Annotated in this window: 13 protein-coding genes; 7 read left to right on the forward strand and 6 right to left on the reverse strand. The window is 70.5% G+C overall.

Features of this window, described 5'->3' with window-relative positions:
• The first annotated feature begins 180 nt into the window (after window positions 1–180).
• The 4 genes from ABIC70_RS22830 (at window position 181) to ABIC70_RS22845 (ending at window position 5,751) form a co-directional block, all read left to right on the forward strand.
• A complete protein-coding gene (locus tag ABIC70_RS22830; protein ID WP_354441261.1) occupies window positions 181–3,027 on the forward strand; it encodes a bifunctional transaldolase/phosoglucose isomerase in 2,847 nt (948 codons plus the stop codon).
• A 111-nt stretch (window positions 3,028–3,138) separates the two neighbouring features.
• Window positions 3,139–4,116 carry a phosphogluconate dehydrogenase (NAD(+)-dependent, decarboxylating) gene (gnd, locus tag ABIC70_RS22835; RefSeq protein ID WP_043384168.1) on the forward strand — a complete coding sequence of 326 codons (978 nt, stop codon included), beginning with the start codon at window positions 3,139–3,141 and terminating at the stop codon, window positions 4,114–4,116.
• A 65-nt stretch (window positions 4,117–4,181) separates the two neighbouring features.
• Complete coding sequence (gene pgl, locus ABIC70_RS22840) at window positions 4,182–4,907, forward strand: 6-phosphogluconolactonase (RefSeq protein WP_354441263.1); 726 nt, start codon at window positions 4,182–4,184, stop codon at window positions 4,905–4,907.
• Between the two features lie 322 nt (window positions 4,908–5,229).
• Entirely contained in the window at window positions 5,230–5,751 is a 522-nt protein-coding gene (locus ABIC70_RS22845) for a cysteine dioxygenase (RefSeq protein WP_274927266.1), read from the forward strand.
• Window positions 5,752–5,773: 22 nt separating this feature from the next.
• On the opposite strand, the gene ABIC70_RS22850 is transcribed toward ABIC70_RS22845, so the two are convergent.
• Window positions 5,774–6,235 carry an Lrp/AsnC family transcriptional regulator gene (locus ABIC70_RS22850; RefSeq protein WP_012319278.1) on the reverse strand — a complete coding sequence of 154 codons (462 nt, stop codon included), beginning with the start codon at window positions 6,233–6,235 and terminating at the stop codon, window positions 5,774–5,776.
• Window positions 6,236–6,270: 35 nt separating this feature from the next.
• Window positions 6,271–7,395: a 2'-deoxycytidine 5'-triphosphate deaminase gene (locus ABIC70_RS22855; protein WP_043355214.1), complete on the reverse strand. Its 1,125-nt coding sequence runs from the start codon at window positions 7,393–7,395 to the stop codon at window positions 6,271–6,273.
• 275 nt (window positions 7,396–7,670) lie between these two features.
• On the opposite strand from ABIC70_RS22855, the gene apaG reads away from it, so the two are divergent.
• From apaG to speG, 3 genes are read left to right on the forward strand one after another with little or no spacing between them, the layout of a single operon-like run.
• A complete protein-coding gene (gene apaG / locus ABIC70_RS22860; RefSeq protein ID WP_043355208.1) occupies window positions 7,671–8,063 on the forward strand; it encodes a Co2+/Mg2+ efflux facilitator ApaG/CorD in 393 nt (130 codons plus the stop codon).
• A 34-nt stretch (window positions 8,064–8,097) separates the two neighbouring features.
• Window positions 8,098–9,267, forward strand: coding sequence for an acetylornithine deacetylase (gene argE / locus ABIC70_RS22865; RefSeq protein ID WP_354441266.1), 1,170 nt, complete (start codon window positions 8,098–8,100; stop codon window positions 9,265–9,267).
• Entirely contained in the window at window positions 9,264–9,833 is a 570-nt protein-coding gene (gene speG, locus ABIC70_RS22870) for a spermidine N1-acetyltransferase (RefSeq protein ID WP_078946951.1), read from the forward strand. Before argE ends, speG begins: the two co-directional genes overlap by 4 nt.
• Before the next feature lie 220 nt (window positions 9,834–10,053).
• On the opposite strand, the gene ABIC70_RS22875 is transcribed toward speG, so the two are convergent.
• The 4 genes from ABIC70_RS22875 to ABIC70_RS22890 all read right to left on the reverse strand — a co-directional run bounded on the left by ABIC70_RS22875 (window position 10,054) and on the right by ABIC70_RS22890 (window position 15,144).
• Window positions 10,054–11,316, reverse strand: coding sequence for a hypothetical protein (locus tag ABIC70_RS22875; RefSeq protein WP_287089443.1), 1,263 nt, complete (start codon window positions 11,314–11,316; stop codon window positions 10,054–10,056).
• 169 nt (window positions 11,317–11,485) lie between these two features.
• On the reverse strand, window positions 11,486–12,529 hold the full coding sequence (locus ABIC70_RS22880; protein WP_043355216.1) for an Hsp33 family molecular chaperone: 1,044 nt from the start codon (window positions 12,527–12,529) through the stop codon (window positions 11,486–11,488).
• Window positions 12,530–12,804: 275 nt separating this feature from the next.
• Window positions 12,805–13,785 (reverse strand): ornithine carbamoyltransferase, encoded by a 981-nt coding sequence (argF, locus tag ABIC70_RS22885; protein ID WP_051045020.1) that lies wholly within the window; start codon window positions 13,783–13,785, stop codon window positions 12,805–12,807.
• A 168-nt stretch (window positions 13,786–13,953) separates the two neighbouring features.
• On the reverse strand, window positions 13,954–15,144 hold the full coding sequence (locus tag ABIC70_RS22890) for an aspartate aminotransferase family protein (RefSeq protein WP_354441269.1): 1,191 nt from the start codon (window positions 15,142–15,144) through the stop codon (window positions 13,954–13,956).
• Between the last annotated feature and the right edge of the window lie 176 nt (window positions 15,145–15,320).

Below are 15,320 nucleotides of genomic sequence, written 5' to 3' on the forward strand. Positions count from 1 at the left end.
GGGGGTCGGGAGAGGGGAGCGACGGTGCACAGGACGGTGCCGTCCTTATATGAAGGCCGCGACCTTCCCTGAGCCCGGGTCCCCCTCTCCCGACCCTCGCTGACGCGAGGGCCACCCTCCCCCGCAGAGGGGTGAGGGAGAGCGCCCGGCAAGTAGCGGCACGCGAGACGAGGAACCGACATGAACGCGCTCAAGGCCCTGCACGACGAACAGGATCAGGCGGTCTGGCTCGACTTCGTGGCCCGCGGCTTCATCCAGAAAGGCGAACTGAAGCAGCTCGTCGAGCGCGACGGCCTGCGCGGCGTCACCTCCAACCCGTCGATCTTCGAGAAGGCGATCGGGCACTCGGACGAGTACGACGACAGCCTGAAGGCCGTTCAGGTGACCGGGGACAGCCGCGTCATCGACCTCTACGAGGGTCTCGCCATCGCCGACATCCAGGCGGCCGCCGACGTGCTCCGCCCGGTCTACGAGGCGAGCGACGGGGCCGACGGCTATGTCAGCCTGGAGGTCTCGCCCTACCTCGCCCTCGACACCGAGGAGACGCTGGCCGAAGCCCGGCGCCTGCACAAGGCGGTCGCACGCGACAACCTGATGGTGAAGGTGCCGGCCACACCGGAGGGTATCCCGGCGATCCGGCAGCTCACCAGCGAGGGCATCTCGATCAACGTCACCCTCCTGTTCTCGCAGGAGGCCTACGAGGCCGTGGCCCGCGCCTTCATCGACGGGCTGGACGCGCGCGCGAAGGCCGGCCACGACGTCTCGAAGGTCGCCAGCGTGGCGAGCTTCTTCATCAGCCGCATCGACGTCCTGGTCGACAAGCGCCTCGACGAGAAGATCGCCGAGGCCAACGATCCCGACGAGAAATTCGCCCTGGAGCAGCTGAAGGGGAAGGTGGCGATCGCCAACGCCAAGCTCGCCTACCAGCGCTACAAGCGGATCTTCGCGGAGTCCAAGTGGACGGCCCTGGCCGAGAAGGGCGCCAAGGCGCAGCGCCTGCTCTGGGCCTCCACCGGCACGAAGAACAAGGCCTATTCGGACGTCCTCTACGTCGAGGAACTGATCGGGCCGAACACCGTCAACACCATGCCGCCCGCCACCATGGACGCGTTCCGCGACCACGGCGTGGTGCGGGCGACGATCGAGGAGGACGTGCCCGGCGCCGAGGCCGTGATGGCCAAGCTCGCGCGGTCCGGCATCGACATCGAGGCCGTCGCCGAGCAGCTGGTGAAGGAGGGCGTGCAGCTCTTCATCGACGCCGCCGACAATCTGCTCGGCGCCGTGGCGGGCAAGCGCACCGCGCTCCTGGGGCATCGGCTGGACGGCCAGAGCCTCGTGATGGACGACACCCTCGCGGCCGAGGCCAAGAAGACCGTCGAATCCTGGCGCGCGAGCGGTTCGATCCGTCGGCTCTGGGCGGGCGACGCCTCGGTCTGGTCCGGCCATGACGAGGCGAACTGGCTCGGCTGGCTGCACATCGTCGAGGAGGAACTGGAGAAGGCCGCCGACTACGCGGCTTTCTCGGACTGGGTGAAGGCGGAAGGCTTCACCGACGTCGTCGTGTTGGGCATGGGCGGATCGAGCCTCGGCCCGGAGGTTCTGAGCCTGACCTACGGCCAGCGCGAAGGCTTCCCGAAGCTTCAGATCCTCGACTCGACCCACCCGGATCAGGTGCGCGCCCTGGAAGCGAGCATCGATCTGGCGAAGACGCTGTTCATCGTCGCGTCGAAATCCGGCTCGACGCTGGAGCCGAACGTCTTCCGCGACTACTTCCTGGCGCGCGCCAAGGACGTGCTCGGCGACCGGGCCGGCGACCACTTCGTGGCCGTCACCGACCCCGGCTCCGATATGGAGCGGGCCGCGAAGGCGGACGGGTTCAAGCGCATCTTCTACGGCGTGAAGCAGATCGGCGGGCGCTACTCGGTGCTCTCGGCCTTCGGCCTCGTGCCGGCGGCCGCCATGGGCCTCGACGTCAAGGCGGTTCTGGAGACGGCCCGCATCATGGTCCGTTCCTGCGGCCCGGCGGTGCCTCCGGCCCAGAACCCGGGCGTGCTGCTCGGGACCGCCATGGGCGCGGCGGCGCTGGCCGGCCGCGACAAGGTGACGATCGTCGCCTCCCCGGCGATCGCGAGCTTCGGCGCCTGGGCCGAACAGCTGATCGCGGAATCGACCGGCAAGCAGGGCAAGGGCTTGGTTCCCGTGGACGGCGAGCCGGTGGGCGTTCCGGCGGTCTACGGGCACGATCGGTTCTTCATCTATCTCCGCCTCGACGGCAACGCCGAGGCCGCGCAGGACGAGGCCCTGCGGGCCCTGGAGCGGGACGGCCACCCGATCGCCCGCATCACCCTCGATTCGGTCGAGCAGCTGCCGCAGGAATTCTACCGGCTGGAGATGGCCACCGCCGTGGCCGGCGCGGTGATCGGCATCAACCCGTTCGACCAGCCCGACGTCGAGGCCAGCAAGGTCGAGACCAAGAAGCTGTTCGCCGAGGCCGAGGCGAGCGGCGCCCTCCCCGCGGAGACGCCGCTCTTCTCGGATGATGCGATCGCCCTCTACGCCGACCCGCAGAACGCGGACGGGTTGAAGCAGGCGACCGACGGCCTGGAGCCTGCGCTCAAGGCGCAGATCGCCCGGCTGAAGGACGGCGATTACCTCGGGTTGCTCGCCTACGTGCCGCGCAACGCCGAGGCCGCCGGCATCCTCCAGGAGGCACGGATCGCCGTACGCGACACCCGCAAGGTGGCGACCTGCCTGGAGTTCGGGCCCCGGTTCCTGCACTCCACCGGTCAGGCCTACAAGGGCGGCCCGGATACCGGCGTGTTCCTGCAGATCACCGCGGATCCGTCGCAGGACCTGCCGATCCCGGGCCGCTCCCTCGGCTTCGCCACCGTCGTGGCCGCGCAGGCGCGGGGTGATTTCGCCGTGCTGGCCGAGCGGGGCCGGCGGGCGCTGCGGGTCCACATCAAGGGCGACCTCGAGGCCGGGCTGAAGCGCATCGCTGCGGCCCTCAAGGCCGCCGTGGCGTAGGCGCCGGAGGTGGGGGCGATTCCCGATGAGGCTCAGCGGTCCCGTCTGCACCACCCCCACCCCTGACCCCTCCCCGCACGGGGGAGGAAAACCCCCGAGGAGATGACGGCAATGCAACTCGGCATGATCGGCCTCGGCCGGATGGGCGGCAACATCGTCCGGCGTCTCCTGCGCGACGGACACACGGCCGTGGTGTTCGACCAGAACCCGGAGGCCGTCGCGGCGCTGGTGGAGGCCGGCGCGGTCGGCGCATCGAGCCTGGAGGATCTGGTCTCCAAGCTGGAGGTGCCGCGCGCGGCCTGGGTGATGTTGCCGGCCGGCGCGATCACCGAGCAGGCGGTCCAGACGCTGTCGGGCCTGATGCAGGCGGGCGACTGCGTCATCGACGGCGGCAATTCCTTCTACGGTGACGATGTCCGCCGTGGGCTCGCTCTGAAGGAGAAGGGCCTGCACTACGTGGATGTCGGCACCTCGGGCGGCGTCTGGGGCCTGGAGCGCGGCTACTGCATGATGATCGGCGGCGATACCGAGACCGTCGACCGCCTCGACCCGATCTTCAAGACCCTGGCGCCGGGCGTCGGCGACATCCCCAAGACGCCGAACCGCGAGGGGCGCGACCCGCGCGCCGAGCAGGGCTACATCCATGCCGGGCCGACCGGTGCCGGCCACTTCGTCAAGATGGTCCATAACGGCATCGAGTACGGGCTGATGCAGGCCTATGCCGAGGGTTTCGACATCCTCCGCCACGCCAATGCCCAGGAGCTGCCGGCCGAGCGCCGCTTCGACCTGAACATGGGCGACATCGCCGAGGTCTGGCGGCGCGGCAGCGTCGTCTCGTCGTGGCTCCTCGACCTGACCGCCCAGGCGCTGGCGGGCGACGAGCAGCTCACCGACTTCTCCGGCTACGTGGAGGATTCGGGCGAGGGCCGCTGGACCATCAACGCCGCCGTCGAGGAAGGCGTCCCGGCGACGGTGCTCTCCGCCGCCCTCTACCGCCGCTTCCGCTCCCGGGAGCACGCGAGCTACGCCGACAAGCTGCTCTCGGCGATGCGCAAGGGCTTCGGCGGCCACCAGGAGCCGAAGGGCTGAGCCGGCCGCCTCGGGCCGCCCGCCGACCGACCCGTCCGACCCCCGGAGCCGCAGGGCCGTCACCCATGAGCCTTCCCGTCGGAAGCCACATCCTGAAGGATCCGGAGGCGGTCGCCCGCGCGGCGGCCGAGCGGCTCATCGAGGCCTGCGGCGAGAGCCGGTCCGAGCGGATCGCGATCTGCCTCTCGGGCGGTTCGACGCCCAAGGTGCTGTACGGCCTGCTCTCGGGGCCGGACTACGCGACCCGACTCCCCTGGGCGCGAATCCACTGGTTCTTCGGGGATGATCGCGCGGTGCCGTGGGACGACCCGCGCAGCAATGTCCGGATGGTCCGGGAGGCGTTCGGGCACGGTGCCCCGATCCCGCCGACGCACCTCCACTTCATCCCGTCCGACGCAGACCCGGACGCGGGCGCCCGCGCCTATGAGCGGACGCTTCTCGACTTCTACGGCGCCGAGCGCCTCGATCCGGCACGGCCGCTGTTCGATCTCGTTCTGCTCGGCCTCGGCGAGGACGGGCACACCGCCTCGCTGTTTCCCGGCACGCCTGCCGCCGACGAGGCCCGGCGACTCGTCGTCCCCGTGCCCGAGGCCGGCCTGGAGCCGTTCGTCCCGCGGATCAGCCTGACGCTGCCGGCGCTCGCCTCCTCGCGGCACGTGCTGTTTCTGGTCACCGGCGCCGGCAAGCGGGCGCCCCTCGCCCGGCTCGCCGCGGGCGAGAGCCTGCCCGCCGGCCGTGTGACCAGCACGGGCGCCGTGGCGTGGCTGCTCGACGAGGCCGCGGCCGGCTGACACCCTCGGTGGTTCTCGCCGGCGTCATCGCGGGCTCATCCGCCGCCTTTTCCCGGCAGGAACCGATCCCCGGAGAGCTATGGCGTCGGGACGGCCGGACGTTCGCCGACGGCACGCCCGGTTCCGTCACGACGGCATCGGCTTCGCCGGGATAGCGGAGGGCGCGCAACGGGATTTCGTCCGATCGCCGAATGGCGCAATCCCATTGCTCGCTCGGGCGACATCGCGGTCAAGAACGCAACCCCGCGCCGTCGGGCCTGCGGTATGCTTCGCGCAGCCTCGTGAAGGGCGCCGCGTGAAGGGCGCCGAAGGAGACCCGCCGATGCCGCAGACGACCATCCCGACCGATGTCGAGGCGATGATGGCGAGCCTCGCCCGTTCCGCGGGCCGCTCGCCGGAGGCCTATCTGGCCGCGGCCCGGGCCACGCTGGTCCGCATCCTGACCCAGCCGGATCTCCTCGACCCGTCGCGGCTGGTCGGCCGCGGTCCGGGCCTGAGCCGCAATCTGCTGTTCGGCACCGAGGCGATCAGCGTCTGGGCGATGGTGTGGGCGCCGGGCGCGGCGACGCCGGTCCACGACCATCACTGCTCGTGCTGCTTCGGGCTGCTGCGCGGCCGGCTGCGGGAAACGTGGTACCGCCCGATCAGCGAGACCCACGCGGTGGCGACGCAGGACGTCGTCCGCGAGCCCGGCTTCGTCGCCTGCATGATGCCGTCGGGACCGAACCTGCACCGGATCGCCAATGACGGGCCGGACGCGGCCGTCTCGATCCACGTCTACGGCTACGACCACCGGGCGCAGGATTCGTCGATCCACCGGACCTACGCGGTCGCGGCGGGCTGAGTCGCGCCGCGGAGCGACCGCGTCACGCCACGTAGATCGTCGGGACCGCGGTCGTGTACTTCATCTCCTCCATGGCGATGGAGGAGGACAGGTTCGAGAAGTCGAGCTTGGCGATGAGGCGCTGGTAGACCGCGTCGTAGGCCTCGATGTCCGGCACCACGATCCGCAAAAGGTAGTCGATCTCGCCGGTCAGGCGCCACGCCTCGACGATCTCCGGGAAGCCGGCGACGACCCGCCGGAACGCGTCGGACCAGTCGGCGGCGTGACGGGGCGCCTTCACGGCCACGAACACCGTGGTGGGGACGTTGACCTTGCGGCGATCCACCAGGGCGACCCGGCGCCGGATCACGCCGGAGGCCTCCAGCTTCTTCACCCGGCGCCAGCAGGGGGCCGCGCTGATCCCGACCTGCTCGGCGAGTTCGGCCACCGGGAGGGTCGCGTCCTGCTGGAGGAGGTCCAGGATCTTCCGGTCCACCGCGTCCATGCGAACGATGCTCCCGTCGACGGCTCCGGGCCGGATTACAACGCGAAGTGCTTCGAGAGCTTGAGGCCCTGGGCCTGGTAGTTCGACCCCGCCCCCGCCCCGTAGAGCGTCTCCGGGAGGTCGAGCATGCGCTCGTAGACGAGGCGGCCGACGATCTGCCCGTCCTCCAGCAGGAACGGCACGTCGCGGGAGCGGACTTCCAGGACGGCCCGCGCCCCCTCCCCGCCGGCTCCGGCATAGCCGAAGCCCGGATCGAAGAAGCCGGCGTAGTGGACCCGGAACTCGCCCACCAGCGGATCGAACGGCACCATCTCGGCGGCGTGGTCCGGCGGGACCTGGACCGCTTCCTTGGAGGCCAGGATGTAGAATTGCCCGGGATCGAGGATCAGGCTGCCCGATCCGTCGGCCGCCAGGGGCTCCCAGAAATCCGCGGCGCGATGACGGCCGGGGGCGTCCACGTCCACGAGGCCGGTATGGCGCTTCGCCCGATAGCCGACGAGGCCGTCGAAGCCGGAGAGGTCCACCGAGACCGCCACACCGCCCTGAAGGGACGGACTGCCCACGTCGACCAGCGCCGAGCGGGCATGGAGCAGGCCGAGCTCGGCCTCGGTCAGCCGTGGCGCCCCGCGGCGGAAGCGGATCTGCGACAGGCGCGAGCCGGTCCGCACGAGGACCGGGAAGGTGCGCGGCGAGATCTCCGCGTAGAGCGGCCCGTCATAGCCGGGCTCCACCTGATCGAAGGCCTCGCCCCGGTCGGTGATGACTCGGGTGAAGACGTCGATGCGCCCGGTCGAACTTTTGGGGTTGGCCGCCGCCGCGAGGTCGCCCGGCAAGGCGAGGCTCTCCTGCAGCTCGGCGATGTAGACGCAGCCCGTCTCCAGGACGGCACCCGGTCGCAGGTCGACGGCGTGCAGCGACAGCCGGTCGACGCAGGCCTGGACCGTCCGGCCGGAGCCCGGCAGGAAGCTCGTCCGCACCCGGTAGGCCTTGGCGCCCAGGCGCAGGTCGAGGCTCGCGGGCTGGATCTGGTCGGGCGCGAAGGGCGTCGCGGCGCGGATCCCGCCCGCCCTGGCCAGGGCGGCGATCGCCTGGGCCGGCAGAATGCCGGACCGGCCATCCGCGCCCGAATCGGCGGCTCCCGTGGCTGCGCCCGCGTTCATCGCGCCCATGACTCCTTCGCGCGCCCGGCAGGTCCGCGTCGGCGAGCGTTGTCGGCCGGGACCCGCTAACGCGGGCTTAACCGCTTCCGAGGGCCGCGTCATGTCGGCGCCGCGACCCGGCCGGTCGCGGCGCCCGGCCCGCGGCCGGGATCGGGACGACGCGAGGTAGTCCGCCGCAATTGACGGCGATTCCGCCGCCTACTACGACCGGCCAGGAAGCGCGTTCCTTTCGGCTTCTGCGAATCGCACAGTCCGAAGAAGGGCCAAATAGGGCGATGTACAAGGCCGAGACGCGGGGAATTAGTGTGACCGTGCAATCTCGCTTCGTCGAGGAGGAATCCTCGCCGAATGAGAGCCGTTACTTCTTCGCCTACACGGTCGAGATCGTGAACAACGGCAGCGAGCAGGTTCAGCTGCGCTCGCGGCATTGGCGCATCATCGACGGCCACGGCGCCTGCCAGGAGGTGCGCGGCACCGGCGTGGTCGGGAAGCAGCCCGTGCTGGAGCCGGGCGAGTCCTTCTGCTACACCAGCGGCTGTCCCCTCAACACGCCCGACGGGTTGATGGCCGGCAGCTACACCATGGCGACGGTGGCCGGCGAGAGCTTCGAGGCCGAGATCCCCGCCTTCTCCCTCGACAGCCCGCACGTCCGCCGCAGCCTGCACTGAGGTCCCGGCCCGGGGCCTCGCCCCGGAGGAATCCATGTCCGCGACCGGCGAGCGGCTCAGCCCGCTCGACATGCTCGCCCGCCTCGTGTCCTTCGACACGGAGAGCGACAAGTCCAACCTCCCGCTGATCGAGGCCGTCTGCGATTATCTGGGCGGCTGGAACGTCCCGTATCTGCATCTGCCGAACCCTGGGGGCGACAAGGCGGCCGTCCTCGCCACGATCGGGCCGATGGTCGACGGCGGCGTCGTCCTGTCCGGACATACCGACGTGGTGCCGGTGACGGGGCAGGCCTGGACCAGCGACCCGTTCACGCTGCGCCTTGCCGACGGCCGGGCCTACGGACGGGGCGCGGTCGACATGAAGGGTTTCGACGCGCTGGCCCTGGCCCTGGTGCCCGACATGCTCGCCGCCGGCCTGAAGCGGCCGATCCACATCCTGCTCTCCTACGATGAGGAGACGACCTGTCTCGGATCCATGGACGGGATCGCGCGGTTCGGCGCCGACCTGCCGCGGCCCGCCGCGGTGATCGTCGGCGAGCCCACCGGCATGGAGGTGGCGGACGCCCACAAGAGCATCGTCACCTGCCTCACCACGGTTCACGGCCATGAGGCCCATTCGGCCCGTCCCGCCCTCGGGGCGAACGCCGTCTCGGCCGCCTGCGATCTCGTGGCCGGCCTCAACCGGATCGCCGATCTGATGATCGAGCGCGGCGACCCGTCCGGGCGGTTCGACCCGGCCTCGACCACGGTCCATGTGGGGACGATCCAAGGCGGGACCGCCCGGAACATCCTGGCCAAGGAGTGCCGCTTCTTCTGGGAGTATCGCGGCCTCCCGGATCTCGACCCGGCCGAGATTCCGCGCCTCTTCGCCCAGGAGGTCGATCGGGTCACCCGCGAGCGCCTGAACCGCTACGGCGCGTATGGGCGGATCGAGACCCTTGAGGAGGTGGACATCCCGGGCTTGGCCCCCGAGCCGGGCTCGGAGGCCGAGCGGCTCTGCCTGCGTCTCGCCGGACGCAACCATACCGTCGCCGTCCCCTACGCCACCGAGGCCGGACGGTTCCAGGCGGCGGGCCTCCCGACGGTGGTCTGCGGCCCCGGCGACATCGCCCAGGCGCACCAGCCCGACGAGTTCATCACCCTCGACGCCCTCGGCCAGGGTGAGCGGTTCCTGCGCAACCTGATCGAGGCGTGTGCGTCATGAACGCGATGAGCGGAATCACCATCAAGCTGCGACCGCTGGAGCGGGAGGACCTGCGTTTCGTCCACCAGCTCAACAACAACGACAGCATCATGCGCTACTGGTTCGAGGAGGCCTACGAGTCCTTCGCCGAACTCCAGCAGCTCTACGAGCGCAACATCCACAATCAGACCGAGCGCCGTTTCATCGTCGCCGATCCGAGCGGAGAACCGGCCGGACTGATCGAGCTGGTCGAGATCAACCACCTGCACCGGCGCTGCGAGTTCCAGATCGCGATCCATCCGAGCTTCCAGGGGCGCGGCTACGCGTGGCAGGCCACCCGGATCGCCATGGATTACGCCTTCAGCGTGCTCAACATCCACAAGCTCTACCTGCACGTCGACCGGGACAATGCCCGGGCCGTGCGGATCTACGAGCGCTGCGGCTTCCATCCCGAGGGCGTGCTCAAGGACGAGTTCTTCGTGAACGGGCGCTACCGCGACGCCGTGCGGATGTGCCTGTTCCAGCCCGAATATCTCAGGGCCCGCGGCGGGGGCGGCGACATCGCGGAGCCCGTCCTGAAGGCGTGAGACCGTTCGGCCGGAGGGCCGGGGACGAGGCAGCCCCTCGCATCAGCCGCGACGCCGTCGAGCATTGTCGCCGAGTCAATCCCGCACGTCCGGGCTCGCGAGGCCGGACGGCGGATGTTCACCGACCGGCCTCGCTCCGCGTCCTGAGACGGGGCATCAGGCCCTCGACCGAGACAGAAGGGGGGAGGAGCGCCACGGCTCCTCCCCCTGATCGTCGCCGTCAGTTGCGGCCGGCACCCGCCTGACCGCCCGACCGGCCCGCACCCTGCGCGCCGTCCATGCCGGCCTTGCCGCCGTTCATGCCGCCACGCTCGGCGCCGCCCATCCGGCCGCCTTCGGCGCCGGACTTCATACCGCCCGCCTGGCCGCCGCGATCCGACGCGTTGCGGATGCCGTCCTGCTGGCCGCCGCGCATGTCGCTGTTGCGCATGCCGTCCGTCTTGCCGCCCGTCTTGCCGTCCATCTTGCCGTCCCGACCGGCGGCCCGATCCATGCCGCGATCCTGGCCGCGGTCGTTGCGGTCCGTCCGGTTGTCGTTGCGACCCTCGGTCCGCGAGACGTCGCGGATGCCGTCCCGGCCGCCGCGGTTGTCGAAGCGCGCGCCGGCCCGCTGCTCGGAGCGGAAGCTCGCGCTGACCGCGCCGCCGCCGCTGAGACGGCGATATTCCGCGGAGCCGTAGCGCACCCGCTGACCGCGGATTGTCACGAAGCGATCCTCCTGGACCGAGACGAGGCGACGGTACTCGGGCGAACCGTAGAGGACGCGCTGGCCGCGGACGACGACGTATCGCGCGCGGGGTCCGGTCTCGCGGATGCTGACGAGACGACGGTACTCGGGCGAACCGTAGAGGACGCGCTGGCCGCGAATGACGACATAGCGGACGCGCGGGCCACGGTTCTCGGTGACGATCAGGCGCCGATACTCGGGGGAGCCGTACACGACGCGGCGGCCACCGATGAACACGTAGCGCCCCTCACGGCGGAAGCCGCCTTCGAAGCGCTCGGACCGGACATCGGTACGGCTCACATCCGTCCGACCGCGGAAATCAGCACGGTCGCCACGCCGCTCACCATGACGATCGCCATGTCGATCACCGTGCCGGTCGCCGCGCTCGGCGCGGTCGCCGGTGCGATCGCCGCGCTCATTCCGCTCGGCGCGGTCGCCATCCCGACCGCCACGCTCGGCACCGGCCCGATCCTTGTCCTGGGCCATGCGACCCTCGCCGCCGGCCTCACGGCCCTGTGCGGACCGGCCCGTCTCGGCGGCCCCGCGCTCGGAGCCCGCCTGCCGGCCGGCCTTCATGTCGCCCTGCGCGCCACCTTGAGCGCCACCCTGCATCCCGCCGCGCTCGCCGCCGCCGGCCTTCATGCTGGACTCGGCAGCTCCCTGACCGCCACGTCCGCCCATCTCGGCGCCACCCTGCTGGGCATAGGCCGAGGTGCTGATCAGCAGCGCAGCCAAACCAATCGACATCTTCCGCATGGCGAAACCTCCAATGTTGAATCTGCCACGCAACGTCGAAGGTCGCGAAACGGTTCAGACTGGAGGATCCAAAAATTCACGCAACGAATACCGAACTTCGTGCGTTTCGCGCGGAAAAGCTTGGCCATAAGCACGGGTCTGCGGATCCGTGCTTGCGCCGATCGGCGCTCTACTGGGTCGGCTGTCCGGCAACCTCCGCCTCGACCTCCTGGGGATCGAGATCGTAGCGCCGGGAGCAGAACTCGCAGGTGATGACGATGCGTCCGTCATCCGCCACCATGTCGTGGCGCTCCTGCGGGGAGAACGAGCGGATCATGCCCATCACGCGCTCGCGCGAGCAGCGGCAGGTCTCCCGGACCGGCTGGCGGTCGAACACCCGCACCCCGCGCTGGTGAAACAGCCTGTAGAGCAGCCGCTCGCTGGAGACATGCGGATCGACGAGTTCGTGGTCCTCGATCGTGGCGACCAGCGAGCGGGCCTCGACCCAGGCATCGTCCTCCGGTGCCTCGCCCGAGAGATGCCTGTGCCCCTCCGGGATGTCGCCCGGCGGCAGATCGGCGAGGCGCGCCCGGTCCACCGACTGCGGCAGGAACTGCACGAGCAGCCCGCCGGCCCGCCAGCGTCCGGCCCCCTCCTCCACGGCCTCGGCCACGGCGAGGCGCACCTGCGTGGGGATCTGTTCCGACTGCCGGAAGTACTGATACGCGGCCTCCTCCAGGCTCTGGCCCTCGAGGGCCACGACGCCCTGGTAGCGGCTGGCGGCCGTGCCCTGGTCGATGGTCATGGCCAGATGGCCGGTGCCGATCAGGTCGGAATCCGCGAGCGGGCCGGTGCCGAGGGCGGCCACGCGCGCCGGGTCGAACCGCGCGGTGGCGCGCAGCCGGTCCGGAGCCTCGAAATCGACCACGATCATCGCGACCGGACCGTCGGTCTTGGTCTGGAGCTGGAACCGGCCCTCGAACTTGAGGGAGGAGCCGAGCAGCACCGTCAGCGCCGCCGCCTCGCCGAGGAGGCGTGCCACCGGGTCCGGATAGCCGTGGCGGCGCAGGATCGTATCCACGGCGGGACCGAGCCGCACGACGCGTCCGCGCACGTCCAGCGCCTCGACGGCGAAGGGCAGCACGGCATCGTCCGCCCCTGCCTGGCCGTTGCCGGCATTCTCGGGCTGCGACGGGGAATGAGACGGGGAATGCGACTGGGTTCCTGAGGTCATGCCCTCTCCGATCGATGCGTCCGGCGTGTCGTGCCGGCGAGGCGTGGATCCGTCCTCCCGGCGGACCGGGCGGCGTGAGGCGATGACCTTGGCGGAGCGATCGGATCCCTCACCCCGACCGGCCCGGAGTCGGAGCCGCCGCGCTGCGCGCGCCGTCCGTCGCCGGGATGCCGCCTGACGGCAGCCATGATGGGGAGGCGGACGGCATCGGCCGACCGCTCACGCCCATATGGTGCACCGACCCCGCCAGCGCGAGGCCGGTGACATCGACCGGATCAGAGCCCGTTCGCGCCCAGGCACCACGCCAGGATGCCCTTCTGCGCGTGCAGGCGATTCTCGGCCTCGTCGAACACCACCGAGCGCGGGCCGTCCATCACGTCGGCCGTCACCTCCTCGCCGCGATGGGCCGGGAGACAGTGCATGAAGATCGCGTCCGGATTCGCCGCCGCCATCAGCTTGGCGTTGACTTGATAGGGGCTGAGCAGGTTGTGCCGGTGAGCCTCGTCGTCGTCGCCCATCGACACCCAGCAATCGGTGACCACGGCATCGACGCCCTCCACCGCCGCGAAGGCGTCGGTGGTGACGTGGATGTCGGCGCCCTCCTGCTGCGCCCAGGCGAGGAGCGCGGGGGGCGGGGCCAGCTCGGGCGGGCTCGCGATGTTGAGCGTGAAGTCGAACCGCGCGGCCGCATGGACCCAGCTCGCCAGCACATTGTTGGCATCGCCGGACCAAGCCACTTTGCGGCCCTTGATCGGTCCGCAATGCTCCTCGAAGGTCAGCACGTCGGCCATGATCTGACAGGGATGCGAGACCTTGGTCAGGGCGTTGATCACCGGGACGGTGGCGTACTCGGCCAGTTCCAGCATCTGACCGTGGTCGAGGATGCGGATCATGATCGCGTCGACGAAGCGGGACAGCACCTGCGCGGTGTCGCCGATGGTCTCGCCGCGCCCGAGCTGCATCTCCGAGCCGGTGAGCATCAAGGTCTCGCCGCCGAGCTCGCGCATCGCCACGTCGAAGGACACGCGGGTGCGGGTCGAGGGCCGGTCGAACACCATCGCCAGGGTCTTGCCCGTGAGGGGGCGCTCCGCGGCCAGTTCGCCCTTCCGACGGCGCCCCTTGATGGCGGCGCTGGCATCGAGGACCCGGCGCAGCTCTGCTCCGGAAAAGTCCTTCAGATCGAGGAAATGACGAGGGCCGGCACCGTTCAGGTGCCTGGCCGGGGCCTGTGCCCGGCCGTCAATCTGGGCTTTCATCGCGTCACAATAACTAGAGTCTGCTCAACGATCACCTGATCATGAACCGCACTCTACCTCCTGGCAGGGGCATCTCCGTCAGGCGCGGCGGGATCGACCGCGCCCGGAAATGCTTCGGGCCGCCCCCCGGCATCCGGAGGGCGGTGTTCTGAAACTCTCGGATCGGTCCTACTCGGCCGCGCCGCGCACGGCCTCGAAGCTGGACGCCGCCGCGTCCAGGCGCCGGACCGCCTCGTCGATCTCGGTCTCGCCGATGGTCAGCGGCGGCAGCAGGCGGACGATGTTGTCGCCCGCCGGGATCACCAGCAGGTGCGCGTCCCGCGCGGCGGCGGCGAAATCCGTGTTCGGCACGCCGAGCTTGAGGCCGAGCATCAGCCCCTCGCCGCGGATCTCCTCGATGACGTGCGGATGGCGATCGCGCAACGCCGCGAGCTTCTGCTTGAGCAGCAGGCCGGAGCGGGCGACGCGATCGAGGAAGCCCTCCTTCAGCACGACGTCCAGCACGGCGTTGCCCACCGCCATGGCGAGGGGGTTGCCGCCGAAGGTGGTGCCGTGCGTGCCGGCGGTCATGCCGCGGGCCGCCTCGCGGGTGGCGAGGCAGGCGCCGAGGGGAAAGCCGCCGCCGATGCCCTTGGCCGCGCTCATGATGTCCGGCGTGATGCCGGACCATTCATGGGCGAACAGCCGGCCGGTGCGGCCGACGCCGGTCTGGACCTCGTCCATGATCAGAAGCAGGCCCTTCGCGTCGCAGATCTCGCGCAGCCGGCGCAGGTCCGCGTGGGGAATCACCCGCACGCCGCCCTCGCCCTGGATCGGCTCGATCATCAGTGCCGCCGTCTCCGGCCCGATCACCGCCTCCAGCGCCGCCCAGTCGCCGGCCGGGACCTGATCGAACCCCTCGACCTTCGGCCCGAACCCCTCGATGTACTTCTGCTGGCCGCCGGCCGCGAGAGTCGCCAGGGTCCGCCCGTGGAAGGCGCCCGCGAAGGTGACGATCCGGTACCGCTCCGGATGGCCGTCGGCCGCGTGGTACTTGCGGGCGATCTTGATCGCCGCCTCGTTGGCTTCCGCGCCCGAGTTGCAGAAGAACACCACGTCCGCGAAGGTCGCATCGACGAGCCGCTGCCCGAGGCGTTCGCCGCCGGGGATCTGGAACAGGTTCGAGGTGTGCCAGATCTTGCCCGCCTGCTCGGTGAGCGCGCCGACGAGGTGCGGATGGGCGTGGCCGAGGCCGTTCACCGCGATGCCGGCGCCGAAATCGAGGTATCGCTCGCCGCCCTCCGTCACGAGCCAGGCGCCCTCGCCGCGCTCGAAGGCGAGCGGCGCGCGGACGTAGGTCGGCAGAAGGGCTGACGTCACGGGTCCCATCTCCGTTTCATGCAGGATCCGGGAGCCAGCGTTGAGCCGGCTCCAAATGAAAGTGCCGCCTCAGTCCTGGGCGGCACGCGCGCGATTACTATGAAAGAGCCGGCTCCTGTCAACGTTTCAATGTCAGGTGGGCCCGCCGGGCAGGCCTGCACGGAGCACGGACAGAG

This window comes from Methylobacterium sp. 1973, from assembly GCF_040545035.1.
Lineage (GTDB): Bacteria > Pseudomonadota > Alphaproteobacteria > Rhizobiales > Beijerinckiaceae > Methylobacterium > Methylobacterium fujisawaense.